Origin of the sequence: Acinetobacter sp. I-MWF (genome assembly GCF_025433935.1) — a bacterium.
Classification (GTDB): domain Bacteria; phylum Pseudomonadota; class Gammaproteobacteria; order Pseudomonadales; family Moraxellaceae; genus Acinetobacter; species Acinetobacter guillouiae.
Map to the genome: position 1 here is coordinate 3,828,995 of NZ_JAMBAR010000001.1, position 22,104 is coordinate 3,851,098.

Below are 22,104 nucleotides of genomic sequence, written 5' to 3' on the forward strand. Positions count from 1 at the left end.
ATATTCAAATAATGGGCTCAGAATATCTAAACAGCCAACAAAAGTATGTTATTTTTATTTAACAAAAAAGCGCCCTAAGGCGCTTTTTATAAAAAAAATGAGACTTATTTTTTATCGTTATTACCAAACAATGGCCCCATACCGCCGCCACCGCCAAACTGTTTTTGCATTCCGCCCAATGAGCGCATCATTTTTGCCATACCCGATGGATTGGCAAACTTCTTCATCATTTTCGCCATTTGTGCATGTTGTTTGATCAGTTTATTGACTTCAACTACATCCATACCACAGCCTGCTGCAATACGCTTTTTACGGCTCGGATTCATTAAGTCTGGGTTACGACGTTCTTTAATGGTCATCGATTGAATAATCGCTTCCATCTTTTTCACTTGCTTTTCAGGATTTGCTTGTGCAATCGCATCTTGAATGCCTGAATTGCTCATGCCAGGCAACTTATCCAAGAAGCCCATCATACCGCCCATTTTGTTCATCTGTTCAAATTGCATCAGCATGTCTTCAAAGTTGAAGCTCCCGCCTTTCTGCAATTTTTTCGCCATTTTTTCGGCTTTTTCTTTGTCGATTTTACGTTCAACTTCTTCGACTAAAGAAAGTACGTCACCCATACCCAAGATACGTTGTGCAACACGCTCAGGATGGAATGGCTCTAAGGCATCGAGTTTTTCACCCATACCTAAGAATTTAATTGGCTTACCGGTAATCGCACGTACCGAAAGCGCCGCACCACCACGTGCATCACCATCAGTTTTGGTGAGGATAACACCCGTTAATGGTAATGCATCATTGAAAGCTTTGGCAGTATTTGCCGCATCCTGACCTGTCATTGCATCAACGACAAATAGGGTTTCTGTTGGGCCAATTGCAGCGTGTAATGCTTTAATTTCGTCCATCATGTCATCATCGACATGCAAACGACCTGCCGTATCGACAATCAAGACATCGTTAAAGTTAATTTTGGCTTGACCAATTGCACGTTGTGCAATTTTAATCGGATCTTCAGAAGCGTCCGATTCAATAAAATCAACACCCACTTCAGCAGCAACTGTTTGCAGTTGCTTGATCGCAGCTGGACGGTAAACATCGGCAGAAACCATCGCCACTTTTTTCTTTTGACGTTCTTTTAAGAAACGTCCAAGTTTTGCAGCTGTCGTGGTTTTACCAGCACCTTGCAAACCTGCGAGAAGAATCACAACAGGTGGTTTTGCAGCTAAGTCTAGGCTTTCGTTTGCCTCACCCATCATTTTGGTGAGTTCGTCATACACAATTTTAACGAAAGCTTGACCTGGTGAAAGCTGAGTCATGACTTCTTGACCCAATGCTTCTTCCTTAACTTTCGCAATAAACTCACGAGTTACAGGCAAAGCAACATCGGCTTCAAGAAGTGCCATACGCACTTCACGTAAGGTATCTTTAATATTATCTTCGGTTAGCTGCCCAGAGCCAGTAACATTTCTGAGACTCTGCGTGAGTCGTTCTGTTAAGGTATCAAACATTGCAAAATCCGCTTAAAATAGCTAGTAGCAAAAAAATCTTTCTTAAAATAGAAAATTTATGCTCAAGATGCTATAGGATACTGTAGTTCACATGGAATTTATATCTTATAACATGAATATTCATCATCCTGAAAAAGGTTTGACATGATTAGCCTACCCTTGGTTTATACGATTTTAGCATTAATTGCCTATACCTCTTCATTTTGGTATTTGTTCATGCACTTAATGGCTAAACGTTCCGCAAACCCTTGGTTTATTGGCATCATGTCAGGTTTAGGGCTGATATTACATGCAAGTGTACTGCATAACGACATACTTACACCACTAGGGATTAATTACGACGTCTTTAACTTGATGTCTTTTACCTCTGCGTTAATGTTGGTTTTAAGTATGCTTTATAGTACCTATCGTCCTGTTCTTTCACTAAATTTGATTGGAATTCCTGTTGCCGCCTTTGGTTTGATTCTCGGTTTTTGTTTTAGTAAACCAGATCAATTTATTGAACAGCATTCTATCGGTTTAGACATCCATATCATTCTGTCTTTATCTGCTTATGCCGTTTTACTCATGGCAACCATACAAGCCGTTTTGATTTGGTTTCAAAACCGCGAACTCAAAAAGAAACAAAAAAAACGTATTTGGGTCAATTTCTTACCGTCATATCAAGCCATGGAATCTTTACTTTTTGATATGCTCATTACTGGTTTTGTTTTATTAACTGTCGCCCTATGTTTTGGTTTCTTTACCATTGATGACTTCTTTGCACAGCACCTAGCACATAAGACCGTGTTTAGTATTGTGTCTTGGTTTGTTTACGGTGCGTTGTTAATTGGTCACTATAAGTTTGGCTGGCGTGGTCAAAAAGCCATTCGCTTTACCATGATTGGATTCTTTTTATTGGCGGTTGGCTTTATTGGTTCTAAATTTGTTTTGGAAATGATTTTGCATCGTTGATAAACGCAGCGCTGAGCAAAAATGGCAGTATTTTGTATTCTTACTATAAATAAATATATTGATACAGAAGCAGAAGAAATTGTTTTATATGAATTAGATCTGGAATATTACTGTCTCAGATCAATTTTGGTGACAGCTTCACTCAGCATCAATACAAATTTAAACATAGAACAAGCGCATTTTTTCTTACCTGAAGGAAGTTTTTCTGACGTTTTAGATGAAATTATTCCTATTGAAAAAGATGAGTTTTTAAATTTTTGGAATCAATCAATCTCTAAATATTTAAGTGATTGGAATGAATTAAAGAACAAATTTAAAATTGGGCAAAGCATTGAAACCGAGATTGTGTGTTTCTATCCTCAAGGGGTGATTGTTCAATATGGCGAAAGATTTTATGGTTTAGCCAATTACAAAGATTGTGAATCGCATTTAGGTTCAAACAACATGTATCCACAACAAAAAATTCGACTTTACGTAGAAAGTTTTGATAATGAAAATTTATGGATCAACTTTTCAATAACACCCCATTCAGCGCTGACCTAGAATATATTTTGCATCGGTAGACATCTCCTACAAAAATGCGTATAACGCTGTTTTCATCTCATCAGGTAACAACTGTGAAACTTATACTCGCCCCAATGGAAGGCTTAACCGACCCTATCATGCGTGACGTTCTCACACATGTCGGTAGCTTTGACTGGTGCGTGACTGAGTTTATCCGTGTAACGGATTCGGTCTTACCTGACCATGTTTATCATAGCTATTGTCCAGAATTAAACAATCAAGGCAAGACAGCTGCTGGCACACCAGTACACGTTCAGTTTTTAGGAAATAATCCTGAAATGCTCGCAGCCAATGCGGTACGCGCTGCTGAATTAGGTGCTCCTGCAATCGATATGAATTTTGGTTGTCCTGCTAAAACAGTAAACCGTCATAGAGGTGGTTCAGTACTTCTCGATGAGCCTGAAGTTGTACATGAGTTGGTCAAGGCTGTACGTGATGCTGTACCCAAATACATCCCTGTATCTGCAAAAATGCGTTTAGGTTATATGGATCGAAATTTTACCCTTGAAAATGCGCATGCCATTGAAGATGCTGGCGCAGCTTGGGTCACTGTCCATGCTCGGACCAAAGCTGATGGGTACACCCCTCCAGCATTTTGGGATCAGCTACAGCCGATTCGTGAAGCACTCAAAATCAATGTGATTGCCAATGGTGAAATCTGGACCAATGCTGATGCGAAACAATGCCAACTTGAATCAGGTTGCCAAGATTTGATGATTGGTCGTGGTGCTGTGACTACACCAGATCTCACACAATGTATTCGTAAAAATACAGATGAACCACTTATCACATGGTCTGAACTATTAAATTTACAAATTCGTTTTTTAAATGGACCATATAAAAAGGAGCTGAACATGGTCGGTCGCTATAAACAATGGATTGGGATGATGTCTAAGCATTATCCCGAAGCCAAAGCCTTATGGGATGAAATCAAACGGTTGAAAAAAATTGACGAAGTGCTGGAGAAATTGAATCCTGCACATTCTTAAATTTCTTCATCAATCTCTAAAATTGCTTTAATTTCTTCAGGTTGAAATTCTTTTGTTAATTCAGAAGTTGGATTCAATACCAATGTTGCCCCCTGAGTCATTTCAAAAAACTGCCGTGTATTTAACATGATATATTCGGCATCGACTCCAATATCATTTTGAATGGTTTCTAGCTCTATGAAGAATGGTATTGCTTGATCACCTTCTGGTGTTTCTAGAATACGGAATTGAATTTTTTTATGCTGATCTTGTGTTCCTAAACAATAAATATCCGATGCTAAAAGCAGATCGATAAAATCAGGGATCAATTCATAGTTTTCTTGGGTGTTGATAAAGAGTTGTTGTAAATTTTGCATGTTGTTGATTGTCTATTTTTGGTGCCATTAATATAGCTTATTCACGGTAGATATGGAATTGACCTGAGTAATCAATTGAATATCCTAAAGCTTCGAATTTTAAATTATCAAGATTTAAGTTATTGAATTTAAATTATTATAAAAGATTTAATCTCGTTTAGGAAACTATATTCATAAAGCATCTACTGCTGCAGGGATACGAAATCACCATCACTATTAGTTTTTCTATAATCACCACAGAATGCCGGAAAAGGGTCTAAGCAAAAAATCCAAACAAAGAATTTCACAAATTGCATTTTTGAGGAATTCCTTTGCTTTGGTAAATATTGAAATAAGTATTATTCTTTGTGAGTTCAGTATTTAATTCTAACCAATAATCCTTAACATTTACTCTCGTCGTCACTAAAAATTCACAATACTCATTCACATTATTTTTTTTATTTAAAATATGTTGCTTCATAAGTGAAACATACACCTCTTTTGATTTCCTCTCATCAATCACATTCAAAGCAGAAATAAAACTTGTGGGAACAATTGGATCTGTATTCATTTTTTTAAATTTTTTCCCATTGTATTCAACACTTAACCCTAGACGAATACTTTTGAGTTGATTAAATTTAGAGTTCGCTGCATAAATCTCAGAAAAGAGATCAGGTGTTTGACTGCTATTATTAAAAAAATAAATTTTCTTGGTCGTCAAACCATAGGATAGCACTTCATAGCGTTTACTATGCGAGACTGTATCCCTATTGATATAACCTATTTTTTCAAGGTTCTTTATTATTTCACCTAAATCTACAGACATTGCTTTTAAATTAAGCTGGTTTACTGGTGCAAATCTTGAGTAATTTATTTCAGAAGATAACGCTGATATTTCTTTATCTTCAAAATTAAAAATTCGATTTTCTACATTCGCTCCAAAACTATAGGATGTCAAAGAAAAACATATCAGGAATACAGTTTTAAATTTAATAATATAATGATTTTTCATAATTTTTATCTGTCATTTTTGTATAGTATACAGTATAAGCAAAACTATTGACTTGACCTTTGCTTACAAACCATTCAGGTTCAGATTCCAAGATAATATGTACACCATTAAAATTCTTTTCAGAAATAACCTTTCCGTACTGATCCCCACCTTGACATCGCCCTTTAGTTAAAAAATTTTCTATGAAGTTATCAAGACTGCTTTTATCTAAAGCTACTGAATTTATTAAAAAAATTTGATCAGAAATTGATTGATCGATATTTTTATGGATATTTTCATCAAATGGAACGAAATTATCACTAGCATAATAATTTGTATTTGGACCTTGTCCTGTAGTTCGTACTTCTAATGTAGACATATGATGATAATTATCTTCAAAATTTTCATTGTGAACTATTCCATTATCAAAACCTTGAGTAGCAGATAATCGATCTATAACTTTTAACTTCAAATAATTCGAATTCATTTCCTTATATTTGCTATATATTTTTTTAAAATTATAGTCCAAATACAAATCATGATTAACAACAAATAAATTAATATCTCTCGATATTTCCTTTACGTCACTTCGAGTATCGCTTTTCTTAGTTTTGTTATTTATCTGGCATAGATGATCTAATGGCTCATTAGGAGCACATGCAAATAGAAAAAAAGAATATATAAAAATAGTTAAAATTTTCCTCATAACTTATTAAGCCTTATCAAAGGTATAAAATTTTTATATGATTTTCAATATCATAGATATAAAACACTAATATATTGATGTCTCATATTTTTTATCCGTTTTCTTTGTAAAATAAATAAAAAAATTCAAACTATTATATTTCCTATTTTTAATTTGTTTTCCATCAGCTTCCAAAACAATGTGCATATCATTTACATTCCATTCTTCTACTTCAGGCTCATTTGAATTACTACATTTTAGTTTTGTTATAAAAGTACTAACTTTACTATTCAAATCTACCCCACCCACTTTATCACCACTTACCACATAAATCTGATCTTTAACCATAGATACAATTTCTTCTTCTAATTGCTCACTATAAGGAACATAGTTATCACTACTAAAAAACATATGATTACCCTTTAAATTACTATTAGCTGAAAGACGGGAAATGTAATCAAAATTCTTCTTCACATTATTATTAACAGTACCATCACTAAAACCTACTTCAGGAGAAAGACTATCTAGAACTTTCAATACTAAATATTGACTATTTAACTCAAAATATCTTTTAATAATTTCATTTTGATCATAATTTAAATAAATTTTATTATTTTCAACAAATGATGATATATCTCTAGCTACTCGAACATCATAGCCATTTTCATCTTTTATATTTTCACTATTTTTTAAACTACAATTATCCTTATTTGAGTCAAATGAGCAAGCAGACAGACTTAAAACTACTACTAATAAAATCAAAAATTTCATAATATCTTTATCCATTGTAATCTAAGCTTCTATCGTTACGCATAAGTAACCATTGATGCCTAAATAAAGCTATTTGATTACCTTTATAAAGCGATTTTTTAGGTGGATCTTCATCAGTATCCTCATAATCCATAAAATTATCGGTAAAACCTTTATGAAAACAATATGGTATATCTTTCTCATTTTGAAATACATGGGATAACCCAAAGCTATGAACTATTTCATGGACGACAGTCTCCAATTCAGTTGCTCCATGATGATAAATAACAACTGAGTTCCCCCATACTTTTTTCCTATTAGATCCTGCTTCAGGTGCAAAAATAGCACTACCTTTTCTATTAAAAATTTGACCATTTTTGGTATATGAACATTGTGTATTTGTAAAAAAAACATATGTAACATCATTAGAATCAGAATTTATTAAACCATTAACTTTTGCATATTTCTGAAATAAAAAGATTAAATCGTGCTTAAATTCATCATCTAAAGTATTGCTAATTATACTATTACCTAAACTGTTTTTCGTTTGATTTACATAATATTTATTATAAAATCCTTCCAAGTCCCATGTTTTATTTTTATCTAACATATCCTTTATATTAAAAATTGTATCTCTTACTATTTTAGGTCGTATAAGTGCTTGATTAAAAGATTCATATTTTAAACTATATTCCAATCCTGTACCTGTAGGCCGTTGAACTTTATTTTGATTAAAACTAACATCAACAAAGCATATTTTAGCTATTGGAACTTTATCATTTGCAAAAACGCTCATTTGCCCAACTTCAAAAATATTATTCCCTTTTATTGCTTTTACACTAATTAGAGCACCTTTAGTTGTTGCTCCTTCACAAGATATTCTAATTGCATTTTTAGTACTGTAACTCCACCTAGACTGATCTACCAAATCTGTTTTTTTCCTATTTTTTATGAAAAAAGAAATTGGTAACTCCAGACGATTACTTTTTTCATTACCAGTTGATGTAGAAATTTTTATACATTTTTCATTAGTTTCAAATATTATTTTTGTACCATCATCTTGTAGAGGTACTTCATCATCCCCGACAACTTGGTGAAGTTCAATAGATAATAGTGCACCATCTACATTAATTTTAGAACTTGCATTTTTATCTTTTACCTTAGTTGCAAAAATTGCTAAATGAGATGGGATGTACTCTATACCCCAAGGGGTTATTTTCCGTGTACCATCTATATATACTTTCTTTAAACCACTAATGTAATTTTTATTAATTAACGCAGGCTGCATTTTTCTATTTATTTCAAAAACAGGAAATATGTACTCATCTCTTAACCAATCAAACCCAAACTCTCCATTATACTTCAAAATATAAGATGTTCCGTTTAATCGTGGCTTTTCCCCGTATTTATATGGTCTCCGAAAATGAACCGTAAACTTTCTTAAACACGTTGCACATGAAGTGCCCGCTGTAGGACTTGCACCACCTACACCCATCTTAAACCTCCAAATTAATCAAATTTTTTATAAAAACGTTATGATGAAATTCTTTTCCCAATACATACTCTTTATATGATTGGATATCATTGGAATAATTTTCTTGAAGTGAACTCAATGAATCATTTTGTTTTAAAAACTCTATTTTTTCTGGATAAATAATTGAAAGGTTTTCTTGAAGATTGGAATGACTAAAACTCTGATTTAACTGGTCTATTGCTTTAAAAACAAATTTAAAATCATACCCTAAAACCACATTTTTATAGCTTTCCAAAAGTGTATAAAAAGCATCTACATAAGATACTTGCTCCGCAATATTGTAATGCTGCATTTCATTTTGGAGCCAAAGATATTGCGGATCATTTGCATAATCTATTCCCAAATAAACATGGCTCTTCACCATATATTTGAGTGTATAAATTTGATTGATGCCTTTTTCAATATATAGATTGATCAGGCTTTGGACAGGTTCTAATAGCTGATCAAATTGCCCATTCAGTTTAAGGGCTGGGTTTTCTTTTATAATTTCATAGACAAGGTCATATAAAAATTCTTTATTTTGCTCAACATCTAATTCATATAATTTTTCTTGGCTGAGTATGAACATTATGCATTCTCCAATACCATTAATTGATTAGAATCTACATCCTGATAATTTCGAATTGAAATGATCCATTTTGTAATATCCTCAAAAAACTCATCTTCTTGTTGATCTGTCAGTATTTTATGAATTTTTTTAACAATTCTTGGATCAAACCATCTAAATAATTTTTGTGTACCATCAGGAAATTCTACTGTGAGATAGCGTTTCATTTTTTTAACAAACTGAGCCAAATCCAATGAACTGAATACCAGATTTAACGCCTGTTCATCTTTCCATGTTTGATGAATAAAGCTCAACCCATCTTCTTCGAGCGCCTCTAAATCATTGATTAAAACAAGTACAGGGGCAACTTCAAAAGGTGCATTGCCCTCCGTTGTGCCTGAGAATAATGAATAAAACTCTAGCCTTGCATCATTTCGCCATGCGTTAATAAAGTGCAAAGTTTGATCTGAAACTTGCGCTGCATCCAAGATTAAATACATGTTCAAATCATGTCGATCATCTTCGATACAGCTTTTTATATTTTTAAATGGAACAATTTTTCTTTTCATTTTATTTATCAACAAATGCCATTCCAAACTTTGCTGCATCCAACAAACAAGGCTTACAAATATTTTCATAGAATGATGGAAGTGAATAATCGACTTTTGCTCCACCAATAAAACTATGTTGCCCTGCTTTCACTTCGAACTTAGCAGCCGTGGTCACAAATACACCTGAACCATTAATTTTTAATTGAGAGCCACCAGATGTGATAATAATTTCTTTGAGACTTTTTAGCTCAATCATCTCTTCAGTCGAAATGATTTGAATACCTTTACGCGCAATCAAATCAGCACCATCGCCTTGTGCTTGGATCTCAACTTTGCCTTTTCCAGCAAATAACCTTGCCCCTTCCTGTGCCGCAAAAAGACTAATCTTTGATTGTGCATGTGCAACTAAATTCTTTTGCGTACTCAGGTTGATACTGTCACCTGCTGTATAACTGATTTGTTTATCCGCAGAAAGATGTAAGTCTTCATTGCTTGCCAATGCGATTGAATTCGGTGCAGCTAAAATCATCAAAGCTTGTTTAAATGCATCCGCTTTGTCTTTTTCACCTTTTTCGATTTGATCAAGAAATTGCTTGAGATTTTCCAATACATCCAGCGGATCAGTCTGCTGGTTCTTGGCAACTTCACTTAAGGCTTTAGAGTTATTTAGACTGCTTTCTAACTGACTTTTCGCGGCTGTTGCATCAAGATGGTTACCTGAAGCTGAGTCTTGAGCATAGGTACTGAGTAGTAGGCCTTGCCCAGCTCGTAACGCTCCCCATTGATCTGTTCTTAGTTCAAAGCCTTCGCCTCGCCCTTCACTGGTATCAGTTTCTTTAGGATGACTCAGATTACCAAGGTTAAGTTGACTCGCACCGTGACTGCTTTGTAGCTGACTGCTGATTTGGTCTGTGGTATCGTCAAATCTAAGCTGGCCATAGCCACTGCCTTTAACTTCTCGACTTTTGATCCCTGCCAGTTTTTTAGTATCAGGCAATTGGCCTTTGTCATCAAATTTAGTTGGACTTCGTTGCGCTTCATGGATACGCCCCACCACAAATGGTCGGTCAATATTTCCATCAAAGAAATCTATCACGACAATCTCACCAATCCTCGGTAAGAACCGCGCACCATAGCCTTCACCTGCCCATGGAGTCAGTACATCCACCCAAGCGGAATCGGTGTCGTTGTCATTGCTCCCTGCACCACCATCATGACTATGATCTTCATTGCGGGTAAACAGGAAGCGAACTTTAATCCGTCCCCATTCATCGACATGGATTTCCTCTCCACTTGGCCCAACCACTTTGGCACGTTGTGGGTGGGTACTTGGACGGTGTTGTAGTGGGCGGTATTCAGGAACAGTGGTGATATTACGGCGTTGTAGTACCAATTGATTGGCTTGGCGTTCTGGGTTGTTTGAGTCTACATTTGAATTGACCCAATTGCTCTGTTGGAGCAAGCGATTGATTTGTTCACTCAGATCTTTGGGTAAGTTGTTCTGGTTATAGAATGTCTTTGACGTGATCAGAAACTCTTTGTCTGAGCCATTGTGTTGGTCTATTTCTGGGTGTTCGTTTAATTCAAACCAGTATCCCACTTGTGCATCACGTACAGTGGAGTTGGCTATAAATTGTTTAGATTGAGCATCATAGTAATGACTGAGGTTTTGGTTAATCTTTTCAATCTGATTGTTATTTGACGCGGTTGCTTGGTCTTCACCATTCAGGTCTTGAATCCATGCTGGACTGATATGCCAAGCCTGTTCTAAACCGAGACTGGCATTGTTTTGATTTTGACTGTGTTGGTGTTTGCTTTGAACACTGCCTGCACCCTCTTCTTGTTCTAACACATCTGCTTGCCAGCGTTGTACATGGACAGCAGTGGGTTGTAAGCTACGTTGCCCGATAAAGCTGGTGATGCTGTCTTGTTGTTCTGTGGCACTGCTGCGATGGAAGCGGATCTTTCTTCGTTCTAGCGCTTTGTATTCGCTGTTATCATCCACCAAGCGCAGTTTTTGTGGCTGAATTTGAGTTGCAGTGCTTGGTACAATCAATTGCGCTTCATCAATCAGCCAGTTGATCCCTTCACTGCGCATCAAGCGGGTTAAAAATGCATAGTCGCTTTCGTTACTCTGCATAATGAATGGTCGGATATCGTAATCTTTTTTCAGTCCACTTTTATCGAGGCTTAGACTCGATGCAAAGAGTGGGCTTTTGTCTTGCCATTCTTTAAACAGCGTTTCTATGACTTGCACAACCGACTTATTCATAAACACTCGGCTGTTACGGCGTTTATGCCACAGTGAAGTGGCATCTTCGAGTTTGAGTTTATATAGCGTTAGTGCACCATCACTCTGCCCTTGTGCTACTTCAGTAATCACCCCTGTGCTACGAAACAGTTGTCCTTGATCTGTGACTTGATCAATGGCCACTTGGCTACCAATAAATTGTTTAAGCGGAATCACAGCCAAAGTGGCAAGGCAAATCAGTTCAACAGACACACCTTGGTTTAGACCATGTTGTCCATCGATACGTTGTAAGAAGACTTGGTTGTTTAAGTCTGTATTTGTAAATTGGATATGCAAAGCTCGTTTTTGTGCGTTTAGTCCAAGCTGATCCAATATTTTATAAATGCTATTTACTAAGCTATTCATTTTAATAATTTATTCGTTTTAGTTGCCTCTATTATAAATTAATTCTAAAATTTTTCTATTTAAAAAAACAATTTCATTACTAAAAATACTTAAATTCAAATAGATTTTTTGATTAATTGTTGAAAAATTAAATAAATAATCTCGCTAAAAATGTAGTTTAAATAGACTTCTTTCATAAGTGCTTTTTAAAACCATAAATCAACATAAAAGCACCCTCATCCTAACCTTCTCCCAGAGGGAGAAGGAACTTTCAATACCAATATAATTCACTTCACATGATCATTTTTTGATTTATGAAAGATCTTTAATATTCATATATTTCTAATAAATCAACATTATTTATTTCCACAAATATCTAAAATAAAGCTCAAAATAATCTTGTTTATATGCTTGATTTCAATTTTAATCTCAGCCTGCTTGTTATGTCTGATATGTATTCAATACTGATCAATTCATGTTGTGTTTATATACATAAGCCTCATTTAATTTATGTCTTTTATAGCAATGCCAACTTTACTACTGCTTTATGTTATAAAATAGCTACACATTTCATTCTTTTAGGAGTTTTCCTATGAACGATGTTAACTCTCCCAAAAAACCGTTGTGGAAATCTAAAGCCGTGATTTTCGCAACAATCTTTAGCTGTTTATTCCTTGTATTCTTCTATATGGCTGTAACCAATGAACCAGATTATATGCCGAGTCAGCAAAATAAGCAGATAGCGACGCCTCAGACTGAGAATACTGATACAGCACCTCCACATGACACACAGCAAATGTCGAATGATGAAATGAAAAACATGCCACACAACTCAGCTCAGCCAGAACATGCAAACTAAACAATCTATGATCAATGATTCACGTAATGCGCTTGTCGTAGAAGGTGGTGGTATGCGTGGGGCTTTTACCTGCGGTGTACTTGACGCTTTCCTACAACAAAATTTTAACCCTTTTGATCTTTTTGTTGGAGTGTCTTCTGGTTCAACAAACCTCGCCAATTACCTTGCTCGACAACAAGGTCGCAATATCGAACTCTATTTAGACCACTCACTTCGACCTGAATTTATTCGTTATGCTCGCTTTTTTAAAGGTGGGGATTTACTGGATATGCAGTGGATGTGGAATATTGTCGAGAAAGAGAATCCTCTAGATCAACAGGCATTATTTAGTCAAAATCCTGACTTTTATATGGTCTTGACTCATGCTCGTACAGGTTATCCTGAATATTTACGTGCTGGGAAAGACAATATTATCGATGGATTACGTGCTTCTAGTTCTATTCCCTATCTGACACGACAGGCTGTAGAAATTTTTGGAGAGCCTTATTTTGATGGCGGTGTCGCAGATGCCCTCCCTGTTCAATGGGCAGCGCAACAAGCAAATATTCAAAATCTCTTGGTGATTCGTACCCGTACACAAAATTACTTTAAAGCCAGCAGTAAAGCCGATCAATTCTTGGCAAAATATTTGCTTAATCAATATACTGGCTTTGCAGATAGTCTGAAAAACCGCTGTACTCGTTATAACCAAACTGTCGATTTTATCCGCCAAAATACGCAACAAAGCATTTTGGAAGTCTGCCCACCTGACAATAAAAAGTTAGCAGGCCGTTTATGTAAAGATAAACGCAAATTGCAATATACCTATGAAGTTGGCTTAGAAAGCGGACAAAAAGCCATAGAAGACTGGAGCAACACACGCAAAGGCTAAAAGCGAAGTTCCCAACAGACTAATTTTTTAGCTTGTATTGCGTGACATATCCTTCTTGTGGAAAAGCATCTTGAGTGATGCTTTCTACTTGTACAACTTGCCCTTTGACTAAACTGATCAAAGGTGGCTGTTCAATCGTAATTCGCATGCGTTGATTGACCAGTGATTGACATCCACTGTCAGCTCTTCCATTCTTTTCAGCTTTTAATATTTTGATATACATCGTCAATTTACTTTTTTCAAACTCACCTTGTGGCCCATTGATTGCCATCGTCATGGTTGAAGTTTCTTCTAAGACTTTAACCGTTAAGAGACATTTATTGACATAAGATGCCCAAGTCAAATTGGGTACAATAAGCCCCATCATCAAAAAAATACCAAGTATTGCACGTTTCATTTACTGATCCTTTTTCCAAAACTTCCATGACTTTTCAGGGCAAGTATAAAGCTTGTCAGAAACAGGGATTTGATCATTGGTTTTGAGATCAAATACTTGAAATTGGCATTGGTTATTTTGATATTTACCTAAAATTTCATAATCGTGTCCAGCCTGTGGTCTGAACGAAGCAACAGCATCCACACATTGATCAATCACTTGTGCTTTTGTCCGAGATGAATCAGTCGCTCCAAATACAAAACCATATAAATTCACAGGTTGGTCGGCATTTAAAATAAACTCTTTATAAGAGATCAGTTGGTAGGTTCGCATAGCATTGCTTTCAGCTTCTTTCTGAATCGCACTACGAGGCATCCCTTCTTCGATATTAAAGGTGATTCTGGCATACGCTTTTAGCGCAGATAATGCACCATTTCCACTTAAGTAATCCCGTATCCCAGCTTTTCTTCCTGCACAATCAAATGAATGTTGAATTAAAGTTTTTGTCGCACCCTTTCGATAGACCCGAATCCGTGACTGTGTCGCAGGATCATAAGTTTTTGGCTTTGTTTCCACCTGCAGCTCATAGGCTAACGGTTGTTGTTTATCTGTTTCAGCTTGTGCAAATACACTGAATTGAGATACTACTCCAAATAAAAATAAAACCTGAAACTGTACCCTACCGTGCTTATATAATCTTTTCATTTTATTTTTAAAATACTAAGTATGTCTTGAAAAGACTTTACACGATGATCGGCCTGTGTCGATGTTTCTTTTTGTTGAGGCTCAAATAAGATCGTTTTCATGCCCAAAGCTTTTGCACCGCGAATGTCTGCTATCTCATGATCGCCAACAAAAACGCAGTGCTGAGGAATAACACCGAGCTGCTGACATGCCAATTGGAAAATTTCTGGATGAGGCTTTCGCAGTCCAACAGCTTCTGACACAATCACACTCGAAAAATACTCACTTAAACCTAGGGCTTTGAAATTATCTTCCTGAAAAGGTGTCTTTCCATTAGAGATTAATCCAAGAGAAAAATTTGCCTTAAATAAGCTATAAATAACCAGATCAACATCGCTAAAGCTCCGACAAAATTTATTAAAGTCTTGAATATAATTCTCTAATAGCGCTTGTGTTGAATAACTGGATATTTGAAACTCTTGAATAAGTTGAGCATACACCTGATCTTTCCATACAGAACCATTATTATCCAACTCAATAAAACGCTGAATAAATTGTGGTTTCTGTTGTATCGCAACCAGCTCGAAGAAATTTACCTGCCAATTTAAAAAAGCCTTTAGGGAGGAGGTGCGATCAAGTAAGGTTTGATCTAAATCAAAAAGTACAACTTGAATCATCTCACCATCCTCTAAATCGAAAAGACTTACTAAAGGATCAATAGATTATGATCATTGATTATCTATTCAATCCGATCTACCCATTGAATGCTTGTAGTGTTTCTAGGGTAATCCCTGCGCCACCACATACAATCACCAAGACCTGATCAGTGGGTTTAAATTGAATCGCCTGATCATAAAGCACTGATAATGTTGCACCACATGCCGGCTCAACCAAAATACGATGATCATCTACAAATTTTAAACAGGCATCTACAGTGTCTCGATCTGAAACCACCAAACTACGAACCTCAAGTGCTTGGCTCACTTCAAATGCATTTTGACAGACTTTTTTTGCTGCAAGCGTTGTTGCTATACCACTCACTTGATCCAATTCAACATGTTGTTTAGCAACAATCGAAGCATGTAAGGATGCTGTACCTTGGGTTTCAACCGTATAAATTGGAATATGGGCTAAACCATGTTTTTTTAATCCTGCTGCAACACCTGAAAGTAAACTTCCGCCCCCCACAGATAAGACCACCGCATCTGGAGTAACGCCATCTGCAATGACTTCATCAATCATCGGGATAATCCCTTCCCATAACAATGGATGATCAAAAGGATGAATAAATACATCATGCTGTGTTAATAAGGACTGCGCTAAAGCATTGGCTTCGGTCCATGAAGCGCCATGTACAATAACTTCTGCACCTTGCTGGACAATTAATTCTCTCGCACGTTGTGCTGTGGTTTCAGGAACCACGACGGTCACCGGAACACCCAGTTGTCGACCTGTATAAGCAACAGCTAAGCCTGCATTGCCACCCGATGAACTGATAAAACGCTGGGCACCCTGCTCAAAATATTTTTGACAGGCATGGCTAATGCCTCGTTGTTTAAATGATGCCGATGGTTGTAAGGCTTCCATTTTTAACCACACCTGACATTGATTCAGTTGGCTTAAAACTAAAGATTGAATTAACGGGGTTTTTATACTGAGCATGGGCAAATCGATTCTCTTGGTTTATTTCAATCTTGGTTTATTTCAATGTGGGTTTATTTCAATTCAGTCATTTTTTAAACTTAACCCCATATCGATATGTGGAATCTCACAATCTAAATATTCTTCACCTTGTACCTGAAAACCTAAGTTTTCATAGAAGCGCGTTGCATAAACTTGAGCGGATAATTGAAGAAATGCTCTATTTTGCTGTTTTGCAACTTGAATAATCTGTTGCATGAGCAGTTTACCGATCCCCTCACCTCGATATTGTTGCAACACAGCAACTCGACCAATACTGTTATTTTCCAATAACCGCGCTGTAGCAATGGGTTGATCTTGAGCATATACAACAAAATGCAATGAAATGGCATCCTGCTCATCCCATTCATCTGCTTCACTGATGTTTTGTTCTTCGATAAAAACCATGCTTCGAATCAGTTTTGCATCATGTTGAAGCTGACTCCACGGCCCAGATTGAATGACAAATTGGCTCATTATTTAAATCCTAATGGTTGAGAAATTGATCCTTCATTCTTGCAATTATGCTAATGTAATGCACAGTGACAATGCGTTCACTTTCACCAACTTAACTAAACTTGTAGAATAATTATGTTTCTAAATCATAAATTTAAAGTATTTATTTATAGCGCAATTTTACTGACGACTCAAAGTATTTATGCAAAAACATCCGAGCTAGATCGTGTGAACATTATCTCAAAAAGCATGATTGGATTATTTTCTCAAGACCCAAATCAAGATCAGCTTAATTTAAAAATGAGTGCCGCAATTGCAGGTATCTCAGAAGCTGAAGCTAAAAAAAACCGCGATGAAAGTGGCGAAAAACAAGCCACTGCATCTGAAAAGATGAAGGAAATACTTAAAGAACAATTTAATGCCAACGATTTTAAAATTGTTGCGCCAGCATTTGAACGCCAAATGAAAGCTCAAAGTGCTGCATATCAGAGCTGTAAACAGGATGGTAAAATTATTGAAAATAGTCAAAGTTTTCAAGTACCGTTAACCTGTAAAGTCCCTGTGCTTAATTTAGACAATGTTCAAATGCCTGAACGTGGTAGCAAAGAAAGTGATGCGCAATTTGCAGCTAAAGCAACAGACTTTCTGACAGAACTACTGATTAAAGCCCCAACAGAAACATTAAAAACCAGTATCTTGATTCATAAAATGGGTGAGCAATTGATTCCAGAAATGGATGATCCGCAATATTTTCCAGATACCATTTCTCAAAAAACCACGGGCACGAGCGAAGCTGAGCTTGATGAAATGAATCAGCAATAAAATAATTTATCTAAATAGTACCAAGGAGAAAGCAGTTAAACCTGCTTTCTCTCCTCACAACGCGCTAGCACTTAGCGCCAATGTCTTGCTGGTCCCACTGATCATTCAATAATAATTCTAAGGATTGTTTTTGAATCCCATACATCTCTTTTAAAGCACGAATTTGATCTAAGACTGTTTGATCAGGTGCAGTGAAATCTTTACGCTTGGTTGCCAAAATCATTTTGTTTTTACTGGTATGTTCTAATGCTACAAATTCAAAGACTTTGGTTTCATAACCATACGCTTTCAGCAACAGAGCTCGAATGGTATCTGTCAGCATTTCAGCTTGTTGTCCTGCATGAATACCGAATTGCAACATCGGTTGTAACGCTTGTGGACTATTCAATTGTGGGCGTAATTCTTTATGGCAACAAGGTGCACACATAATCATTTGAGCGTTTAAACGAATACCTGTATGTATCGCAAAATCTGTTGCAACATCACACGCATGTAAGGCGATCATAATATCCAAATGGGATGGATGATACGTTCTCACATCACCTTGGAAAAAATCCAATTGATTAAAATCAGACTTTTGCGCAACCTCTTGGCAAAATTTCACCATTTTGTCATTCAGCTCAACACCCGTTACAAATGGAGTTTGATGTTGTTTTGCCAAATAATCATATAAAGCAAACGTTAAATAGCCTTTTCCTGAACCAAAATCGACAATTTTTAAAGCCTGATCTTTGGTTTGTCTATCATGCGCTAAAGTCTCTGGCTGTTGAATATGCACTAAAGCACCTGAAAAGATTTCAACAAATTTGTTAATCTGCTTCCACTTACGTGCCATGCTTGGAATAATCTGTGCATTGGCATCGGTAATGCCGAGCGGTTGGAGAAAATAACTTTCTTGGTCGACAAAACGATGTTTTGTACGATCATGCCCTAGTTGTTGATTTTTAGCGGTTTTATCCAGCTTATTTTTACTGACGGTCAGCAAGGCTTTCTTTTTATTTTTCTTCAGCTGCGTCTCGGCCTCATGGGTAAATAAATTGGCTTGTTTACAATCCTCAGCCAGCCCCTGAATCATGGTTAACGCATCGGTAAGGGGATAGTTTTTAGTAATATCATTGGTTTTATAACGATATAGACAGCTTAGAACCGTTTCATTCTGTAGCTGAATGACGCGAAAGGTCATTTTCTCTAAATCAACCAATTCTCCTTTATACTGACTTAAAATCAAACGATCTAAGCTTTGATTATCAATAGCTTGCTGTACGCTATCAAAAAATTGTTGTTCCTGAACAGATAAGCTTGCCACATTGGACATAATCAAAACTCGTATTAATTAAGTTACCTATTTTAAGACGTCTTACTTTAAAGGTAAAACTCCATTACTATACAGTTGTATTTTTAGGATAATAAGATCCAATGTCGACAGATAAATTGATTCACATCTATGCACCACAAGAAGAACGTATTAATGCGTTGAGTCATGCATTCGGTGCAATTTTGGCTGCTCTAGCGACTGCTTTGATGCTGATTAAAGGCAACTATCTGCATGGATGGCAATTTTTTGGATTGCTTGTCTATGGTCTAAGCATGATTTTACTGTTTTCCAGTTCAGCAATTTATCATTTTTCTGTCGATGAAAAAAAACGCCAATGGTATAAAAAGCTGGATCATACCGCGATTTATTATTTAATTGCGGGAACCTATACGCCCTTTTTGGCAATTGCCATCCCAACAGCAAAAGCACATTATTTATTGATTGCACTTTGGGTCATCGCAGCCATTGGGACACTATTCAAGTTAATATTCATTCATCGTTTTGAAAAAATCTCACTAATTGCTTATTTGGTCATGGGTTGGCTTGCCGTGCTTGTAATGGATGATATGCAACAGTATTTAAAACCAGAAGCATTAAAATTATTGGTCATTGGTGGTTTAGCATATACAATAGGCGCATTGTTTTATGCCTTAAAAAGAGTAAGATACACTCATGCTATTTGGCATATATTTGTTTTGGTCGGTGCAGGATCACATTTCCTTGCAATCTATCTTTACGTCATTTAATTCATAGACACTCAAAATTCAGTGACCCTGATGGAGTGAATTTGGGTTGATCTCGTTGTTTTTTTAAGAAATTACGCCTTTTTTAAAAAGATTACGCTTTAAAGACTCGTTTTACTTTTAAAAGTGTAAGGTTCACCATGGCGTCATTATCTACTGCTACTCCAGAAATTCAAACAAATTCAAAGGCTCGCGTTCTTTTCGCAAGTCTTGTGGGTACAACAATCGAATTCTTCGATTTTTATATCTATGCAACTGCTGCAGTCCTTATTTTTCCGCATCTGTTCTTTCCAGCAAGTACAGATCCGATGACGGCAACAATTCAATCACTCGCAACATTTGCAATCGCATTTATTGCCCGCCCTATTGGCGCAGCAATCTTTGGTCACTTAGGTGATCGTATTGGTCGTAAAGCAACCCTCGTCGCGGCTTTATTGACCATGGGTGTTTCAACAGTGTGTATTGGTCTACTTCCAACATATGCACAGATTGGTATCGTTGCACCGCTATTACTTGCACTTTGTCGTTTAGGTCAAGGCTTAGGTCTTGGTGGTGAATGGTCTGGTGCCGTCCTACTTGCAACTGAAAATGCTCCTGAAGGCAAACGTGCTTGGTATGGAATGTTCCCGCAACTGGGCGCACCGATCGGTTTTATCTTGGCAACGGGTTCATTCCTTGGTCTTGGCGCATTGATGTCTGAAGCAGACTTTATGCAATGGGGCTGGCGTATTCCATTCCTTGCAAGTGCTGCATTGGTGATTGTGGGTTTATATATTCGCTTAAAATTGCATGAAACCCCAGCGTTCCAAAAAGTATTAGACAAACAAAAAGAAGTTAATGTTCCATTTAAAGAAGTTGTGACCAAACATTATAAAATGCTCTTCCTCGGTACAATTGCTGCGGTGTGTACATTCGTGGTGTTCTATCTCACAACAGTATTTGCACTCAACTGGGGAACCAAACAACTGGGTTACTCACGTGCAGAATTCTTAGAAATGCAACTGGTCGCAACACTATGTTTTGCTGCTTTTATTCCGCTTTCTGCTGTATTTGCTGAGAAGTTTGGGCGTAAGGCAACCTCTATTGGGGTATGTATCGCCTCTGCACTTTTTGGTTTAGTATTTGCCAGTATGCTTGAGTCAGGTAGCACAGTGATTGTGTTCTTGTTCTTATGTGTAGGTTTAGCATTGATGGGAATGACATACGGTCCAATTGGTACGGTCTTGTCTGAAATTTTCCCGATTTCTGTGCGTTATACAGGCTCTGCATTAACCTTTAACTTGGCAGGTATTTTGGGCGCATCTTTTGCACCTCTGATTGCAACTGAACTTGCAACCAAATATGGCTTACAAGCGGTGGGTTACTACTTGACAGCAGCATCCATTCTTTCACTGTTGGCATTCTTGGCCATTCGTGAAACAAAACATGATGATGTTAACAACCAAGTTTAATCCCCCTCTCAATGATCAAAGCCTGCAATTTTGCAGGCTTTTTTGATTTAGCCAAATGCTAAAACTCAGGCTCAGATACAATCTCAACCAGTAGATTATTAAAAGGCTGCATAAAAGACAAATAGCTTGCATGCAATGCCATACGCGCTAAATCGGTGTTAAACGGCGTAGGATGATAAAGCTTATCGCGCATAATCGGATGCCCAATATATTGCATATGCACCCGTAATTGATGAGAACGTCCTGTAATCGGTGTAAGTAGCACCCGACTTACATCCTTTTCAGCATCATAGCTTACAGATTCAAATAAAGTTTGTGCGGGTTTGCCTAACTCAAAATGCACAATCTGGCGTGGACGATTTTCCCAATCGGTAATCAAAGGCACATCCACACGACCATTGCTATTGATTTGCCCTTGCACCAAAGCAATATAATTTTTTTTAACAGTTCTCGCTTGAAACATTTTACTTGCTGCAACTTCTGCATCGCGATGTTTGGCGAACAACAGAATGCCCGAGGTTGCCATATCCAAACGATGGGTAATCTTGGCATTTGGATATATTGCTAATACTCGAAAATAAGCGCTGTCGTGATGTTCAGGCAAACGCCCCGGAACTGAAAGTAACCCTGCGGGTTTATTGATGGCAACAAAGTCATTATCTTCAAAAATAATGTCAAGTGGATCTAAAGGAGGCTGATAAACAAAGCCATCATCAATCGGCATGTGGATCGCATATTGAGAAGAATTGCCGAAAAATAACAATAGACTAAAAAGCTGTCAAGCATGTACATGCTTTATTA

General features: G+C 36.7%; 24 protein-coding genes. 8 read left to right on the plus strand and 16 right to left on the minus strand.

All coding sequences use genetic code 11. The features are described 5' to 3' along the window. Positions 1–104 precede the first annotated feature (104 nt). On the minus strand, positions 105–1,511 hold the full coding sequence (ffh, locus tag M2R48_RS17565; protein WP_004817818.1) for a signal recognition particle protein: 1,407 nt from the start codon (positions 1,509–1,511) through the stop codon (positions 105–107). A 144-nt stretch (positions 1,512–1,655) separates the two neighbouring features. On the opposite strand from ffh, the gene M2R48_RS17570 reads away from it, so the two are divergent. From M2R48_RS17570 to M2R48_RS17580, 3 genes are all read left to right on the plus strand, one after another. Continuing rightward, positions 1,656–2,465 (plus strand): inner membrane protein YpjD, encoded by an 810-nt coding sequence (locus tag M2R48_RS17570; protein WP_004724062.1) that lies wholly within the window; start codon positions 1,656–1,658, stop codon positions 2,463–2,465. Positions 2,466–2,486: 21 nt separating this feature from the next. After that, entirely contained in the window at positions 2,487–3,008 is a 522-nt protein-coding gene (locus M2R48_RS17575; protein WP_262086945.1) for a hypothetical protein, read from the plus strand. Between the two features lie 74 nt (positions 3,009–3,082). Continuing rightward, positions 3,083–4,018 carry a tRNA dihydrouridine synthase gene (locus M2R48_RS17580; RefSeq protein WP_262086948.1) on the plus strand — a complete coding sequence of 312 codons (936 nt, stop codon included), beginning with the start codon at positions 3,083–3,085 and terminating at the stop codon, positions 4,016–4,018. Here M2R48_RS17580 and M2R48_RS17585 read toward each other — a convergent pair. The 8 genes from M2R48_RS17585 to M2R48_RS17620 form a co-directional block, all read right to left on the minus strand. Then, positions 4,015–4,374 (minus strand): SseB family protein, encoded by a 360-nt coding sequence (locus tag M2R48_RS17585; protein WP_262086950.1) that lies wholly within the window; start codon positions 4,372–4,374, stop codon positions 4,015–4,017. The genes M2R48_RS17580 and M2R48_RS17585 overlap by 4 nt on opposite strands. Before the next feature lie 283 nt (positions 4,375–4,657). Beyond that, positions 4,658–5,365, minus strand: a complete 708-nt coding sequence (locus M2R48_RS17590) for a hypothetical protein (RefSeq protein WP_262086952.1) — start codon at positions 5,363–5,365, stop codon at positions 4,658–4,660. Further along, on the minus strand, positions 5,343–6,050 hold the full coding sequence (locus M2R48_RS17595; protein ID WP_262086954.1) for a hypothetical protein: 708 nt from the start codon (positions 6,048–6,050) through the stop codon (positions 5,343–5,345). The genes M2R48_RS17590 and M2R48_RS17595 overlap by 23 nt, the downstream gene beginning before the upstream one ends. A 66-nt stretch (positions 6,051–6,116) precedes the next feature. Further along, positions 6,117–6,800, minus strand: coding sequence for a hypothetical protein (locus M2R48_RS17600; protein WP_315972861.1), 684 nt, complete (start codon positions 6,798–6,800; stop codon positions 6,117–6,119). 7 nt (positions 6,801–6,807) lie between these two features. Continuing rightward, positions 6,808–8,274: a zinc-dependent metalloprotease gene (locus M2R48_RS17605; protein WP_262086957.1), complete on the minus strand. Its 1,467-nt coding sequence runs from the start codon at positions 8,272–8,274 to the stop codon at positions 6,808–6,810. Between the two features lies 1 nt (position 8,275). Next, positions 8,276–8,881 (minus strand): hypothetical protein, encoded by a 606-nt coding sequence (locus M2R48_RS17610; RefSeq protein ID WP_262086958.1) that lies wholly within the window; start codon positions 8,879–8,881, stop codon positions 8,276–8,278. Beyond that, the gene (locus tag M2R48_RS17615) at positions 8,881–9,429 is read right to left on the minus strand and encodes a DUF4123 domain-containing protein (protein ID WP_262086959.1); all 549 of its coding nucleotides are present in this window, start codon (positions 9,427–9,429) and stop codon (positions 8,881–8,883) included. The genes M2R48_RS17610 and M2R48_RS17615 overlap by 1 nt, the downstream gene beginning before the upstream one ends. Position 9,430: 1 nt before the next feature. Continuing rightward, a complete protein-coding gene (locus M2R48_RS17620; RefSeq protein WP_262086960.1) occupies positions 9,431–12,067 on the minus strand; it encodes a type VI secretion system Vgr family protein in 2,637 nt (878 codons plus the stop codon). Between the two features lie 571 nt (positions 12,068–12,638). Between M2R48_RS17620 and M2R48_RS17625 the strand changes: the two genes are divergently transcribed. Together M2R48_RS17625 and M2R48_RS17630 are read left to right on the plus strand one after the other, a co-directional pair. Next, a complete protein-coding gene (locus M2R48_RS17625) occupies positions 12,639–12,905 on the plus strand; it encodes a hypothetical protein (RefSeq protein ID WP_004724087.1) in 267 nt (88 codons plus the stop codon). Positions 12,906–12,912: 7 nt separating this feature from the next. Further along, complete coding sequence (locus tag M2R48_RS17630) at positions 12,913–13,776, plus strand: patatin family protein (protein ID WP_262087526.1); 864 nt, start codon at positions 12,913–12,915, stop codon at positions 13,774–13,776. A 19-nt stretch (positions 13,777–13,795) separates the two neighbouring features. Here M2R48_RS17630 and M2R48_RS17635 read toward each other — a convergent pair whose 3' ends face one another. The 5 genes from M2R48_RS17635 to M2R48_RS17655 all read right to left on the minus strand — a co-directional run bounded on the left by M2R48_RS17635 (position 13,796) and on the right by M2R48_RS17655 (position 16,993). Beyond that, complete coding sequence (locus M2R48_RS17635) at positions 13,796–14,173, minus strand: hypothetical protein (RefSeq protein WP_262086961.1); 378 nt, start codon at positions 14,171–14,173, stop codon at positions 13,796–13,798. Beyond that, positions 14,174–14,857 carry a hypothetical protein gene (locus M2R48_RS17640; RefSeq protein ID WP_034617082.1) on the minus strand — a complete coding sequence of 228 codons (684 nt, stop codon included), beginning with the start codon at positions 14,855–14,857 and terminating at the stop codon, positions 14,174–14,176. Further along, positions 14,854–15,513 carry an HAD family hydrolase gene (locus M2R48_RS17645; protein ID WP_262086963.1) on the minus strand — a complete coding sequence of 220 codons (660 nt, stop codon included), beginning with the start codon at positions 15,511–15,513 and terminating at the stop codon, positions 14,854–14,856. Before M2R48_RS17645 ends, M2R48_RS17640 begins: the two co-directional genes overlap by 4 nt. 76 nt (positions 15,514–15,589) lie before the next feature. Further along, the gene (locus M2R48_RS17650) at positions 15,590–16,498 is read right to left on the minus strand and encodes a pyridoxal-phosphate dependent enzyme (protein WP_262086964.1); all 909 of its coding nucleotides are present in this window, start codon (positions 16,496–16,498) and stop codon (positions 15,590–15,592) included. A gap of 63 nt (positions 16,499–16,561) precedes the next feature. Next, the gene (locus tag M2R48_RS17655) at positions 16,562–16,993 is read right to left on the minus strand and encodes a GNAT family N-acetyltransferase (protein WP_004724100.1); all 432 of its coding nucleotides are present in this window, start codon (positions 16,991–16,993) and stop codon (positions 16,562–16,564) included. A 114-nt stretch (positions 16,994–17,107) separates the two neighbouring features. On the opposite strand from M2R48_RS17655, the gene M2R48_RS17660 reads away from it, so the two are divergent. Further along, positions 17,108–17,794 (plus strand): hypothetical protein, encoded by a 687-nt coding sequence (locus M2R48_RS17660; protein ID WP_262086965.1) that lies wholly within the window; start codon positions 17,108–17,110, stop codon positions 17,792–17,794. Positions 17,795–17,858: 64 nt separating this feature from the next. Here M2R48_RS17660 and M2R48_RS17665 read toward each other — a convergent pair whose 3' ends face one another. Then, positions 17,859–19,109 carry a class I SAM-dependent methyltransferase gene (locus M2R48_RS17665; protein ID WP_262086967.1) on the minus strand — a complete coding sequence of 417 codons (1,251 nt, stop codon included), beginning with the start codon at positions 19,107–19,109 and terminating at the stop codon, positions 17,859–17,861. 101 nt (positions 19,110–19,210) lie between these two features. On the opposite strand from M2R48_RS17665, the gene trhA reads away from it, so the two are divergent. Then, positions 19,211–19,855, plus strand: coding sequence for a PAQR family membrane homeostasis protein TrhA (gene trhA / locus M2R48_RS17670; protein ID WP_262086969.1), 645 nt, complete (start codon positions 19,211–19,213; stop codon positions 19,853–19,855). Positions 19,856–19,992: 137 nt separating this feature from the next. Next, positions 19,993–21,303 (plus strand): MFS transporter, encoded by a 1,311-nt coding sequence (locus tag M2R48_RS17675; protein ID WP_004724104.1) that lies wholly within the window; start codon positions 19,993–19,995, stop codon positions 21,301–21,303. A gap of 58 nt (positions 21,304–21,361) precedes the next feature. Here M2R48_RS17675 and M2R48_RS17680 read toward each other — a convergent pair whose 3' ends face one another. Further along, on the minus strand, positions 21,362–22,027 hold the full coding sequence (locus M2R48_RS17680) for an RluA family pseudouridine synthase (RefSeq protein ID WP_004724105.1): 666 nt from the start codon (positions 22,025–22,027) through the stop codon (positions 21,362–21,364). Between the last annotated feature and the right edge of the window lie 77 nt (positions 22,028–22,104).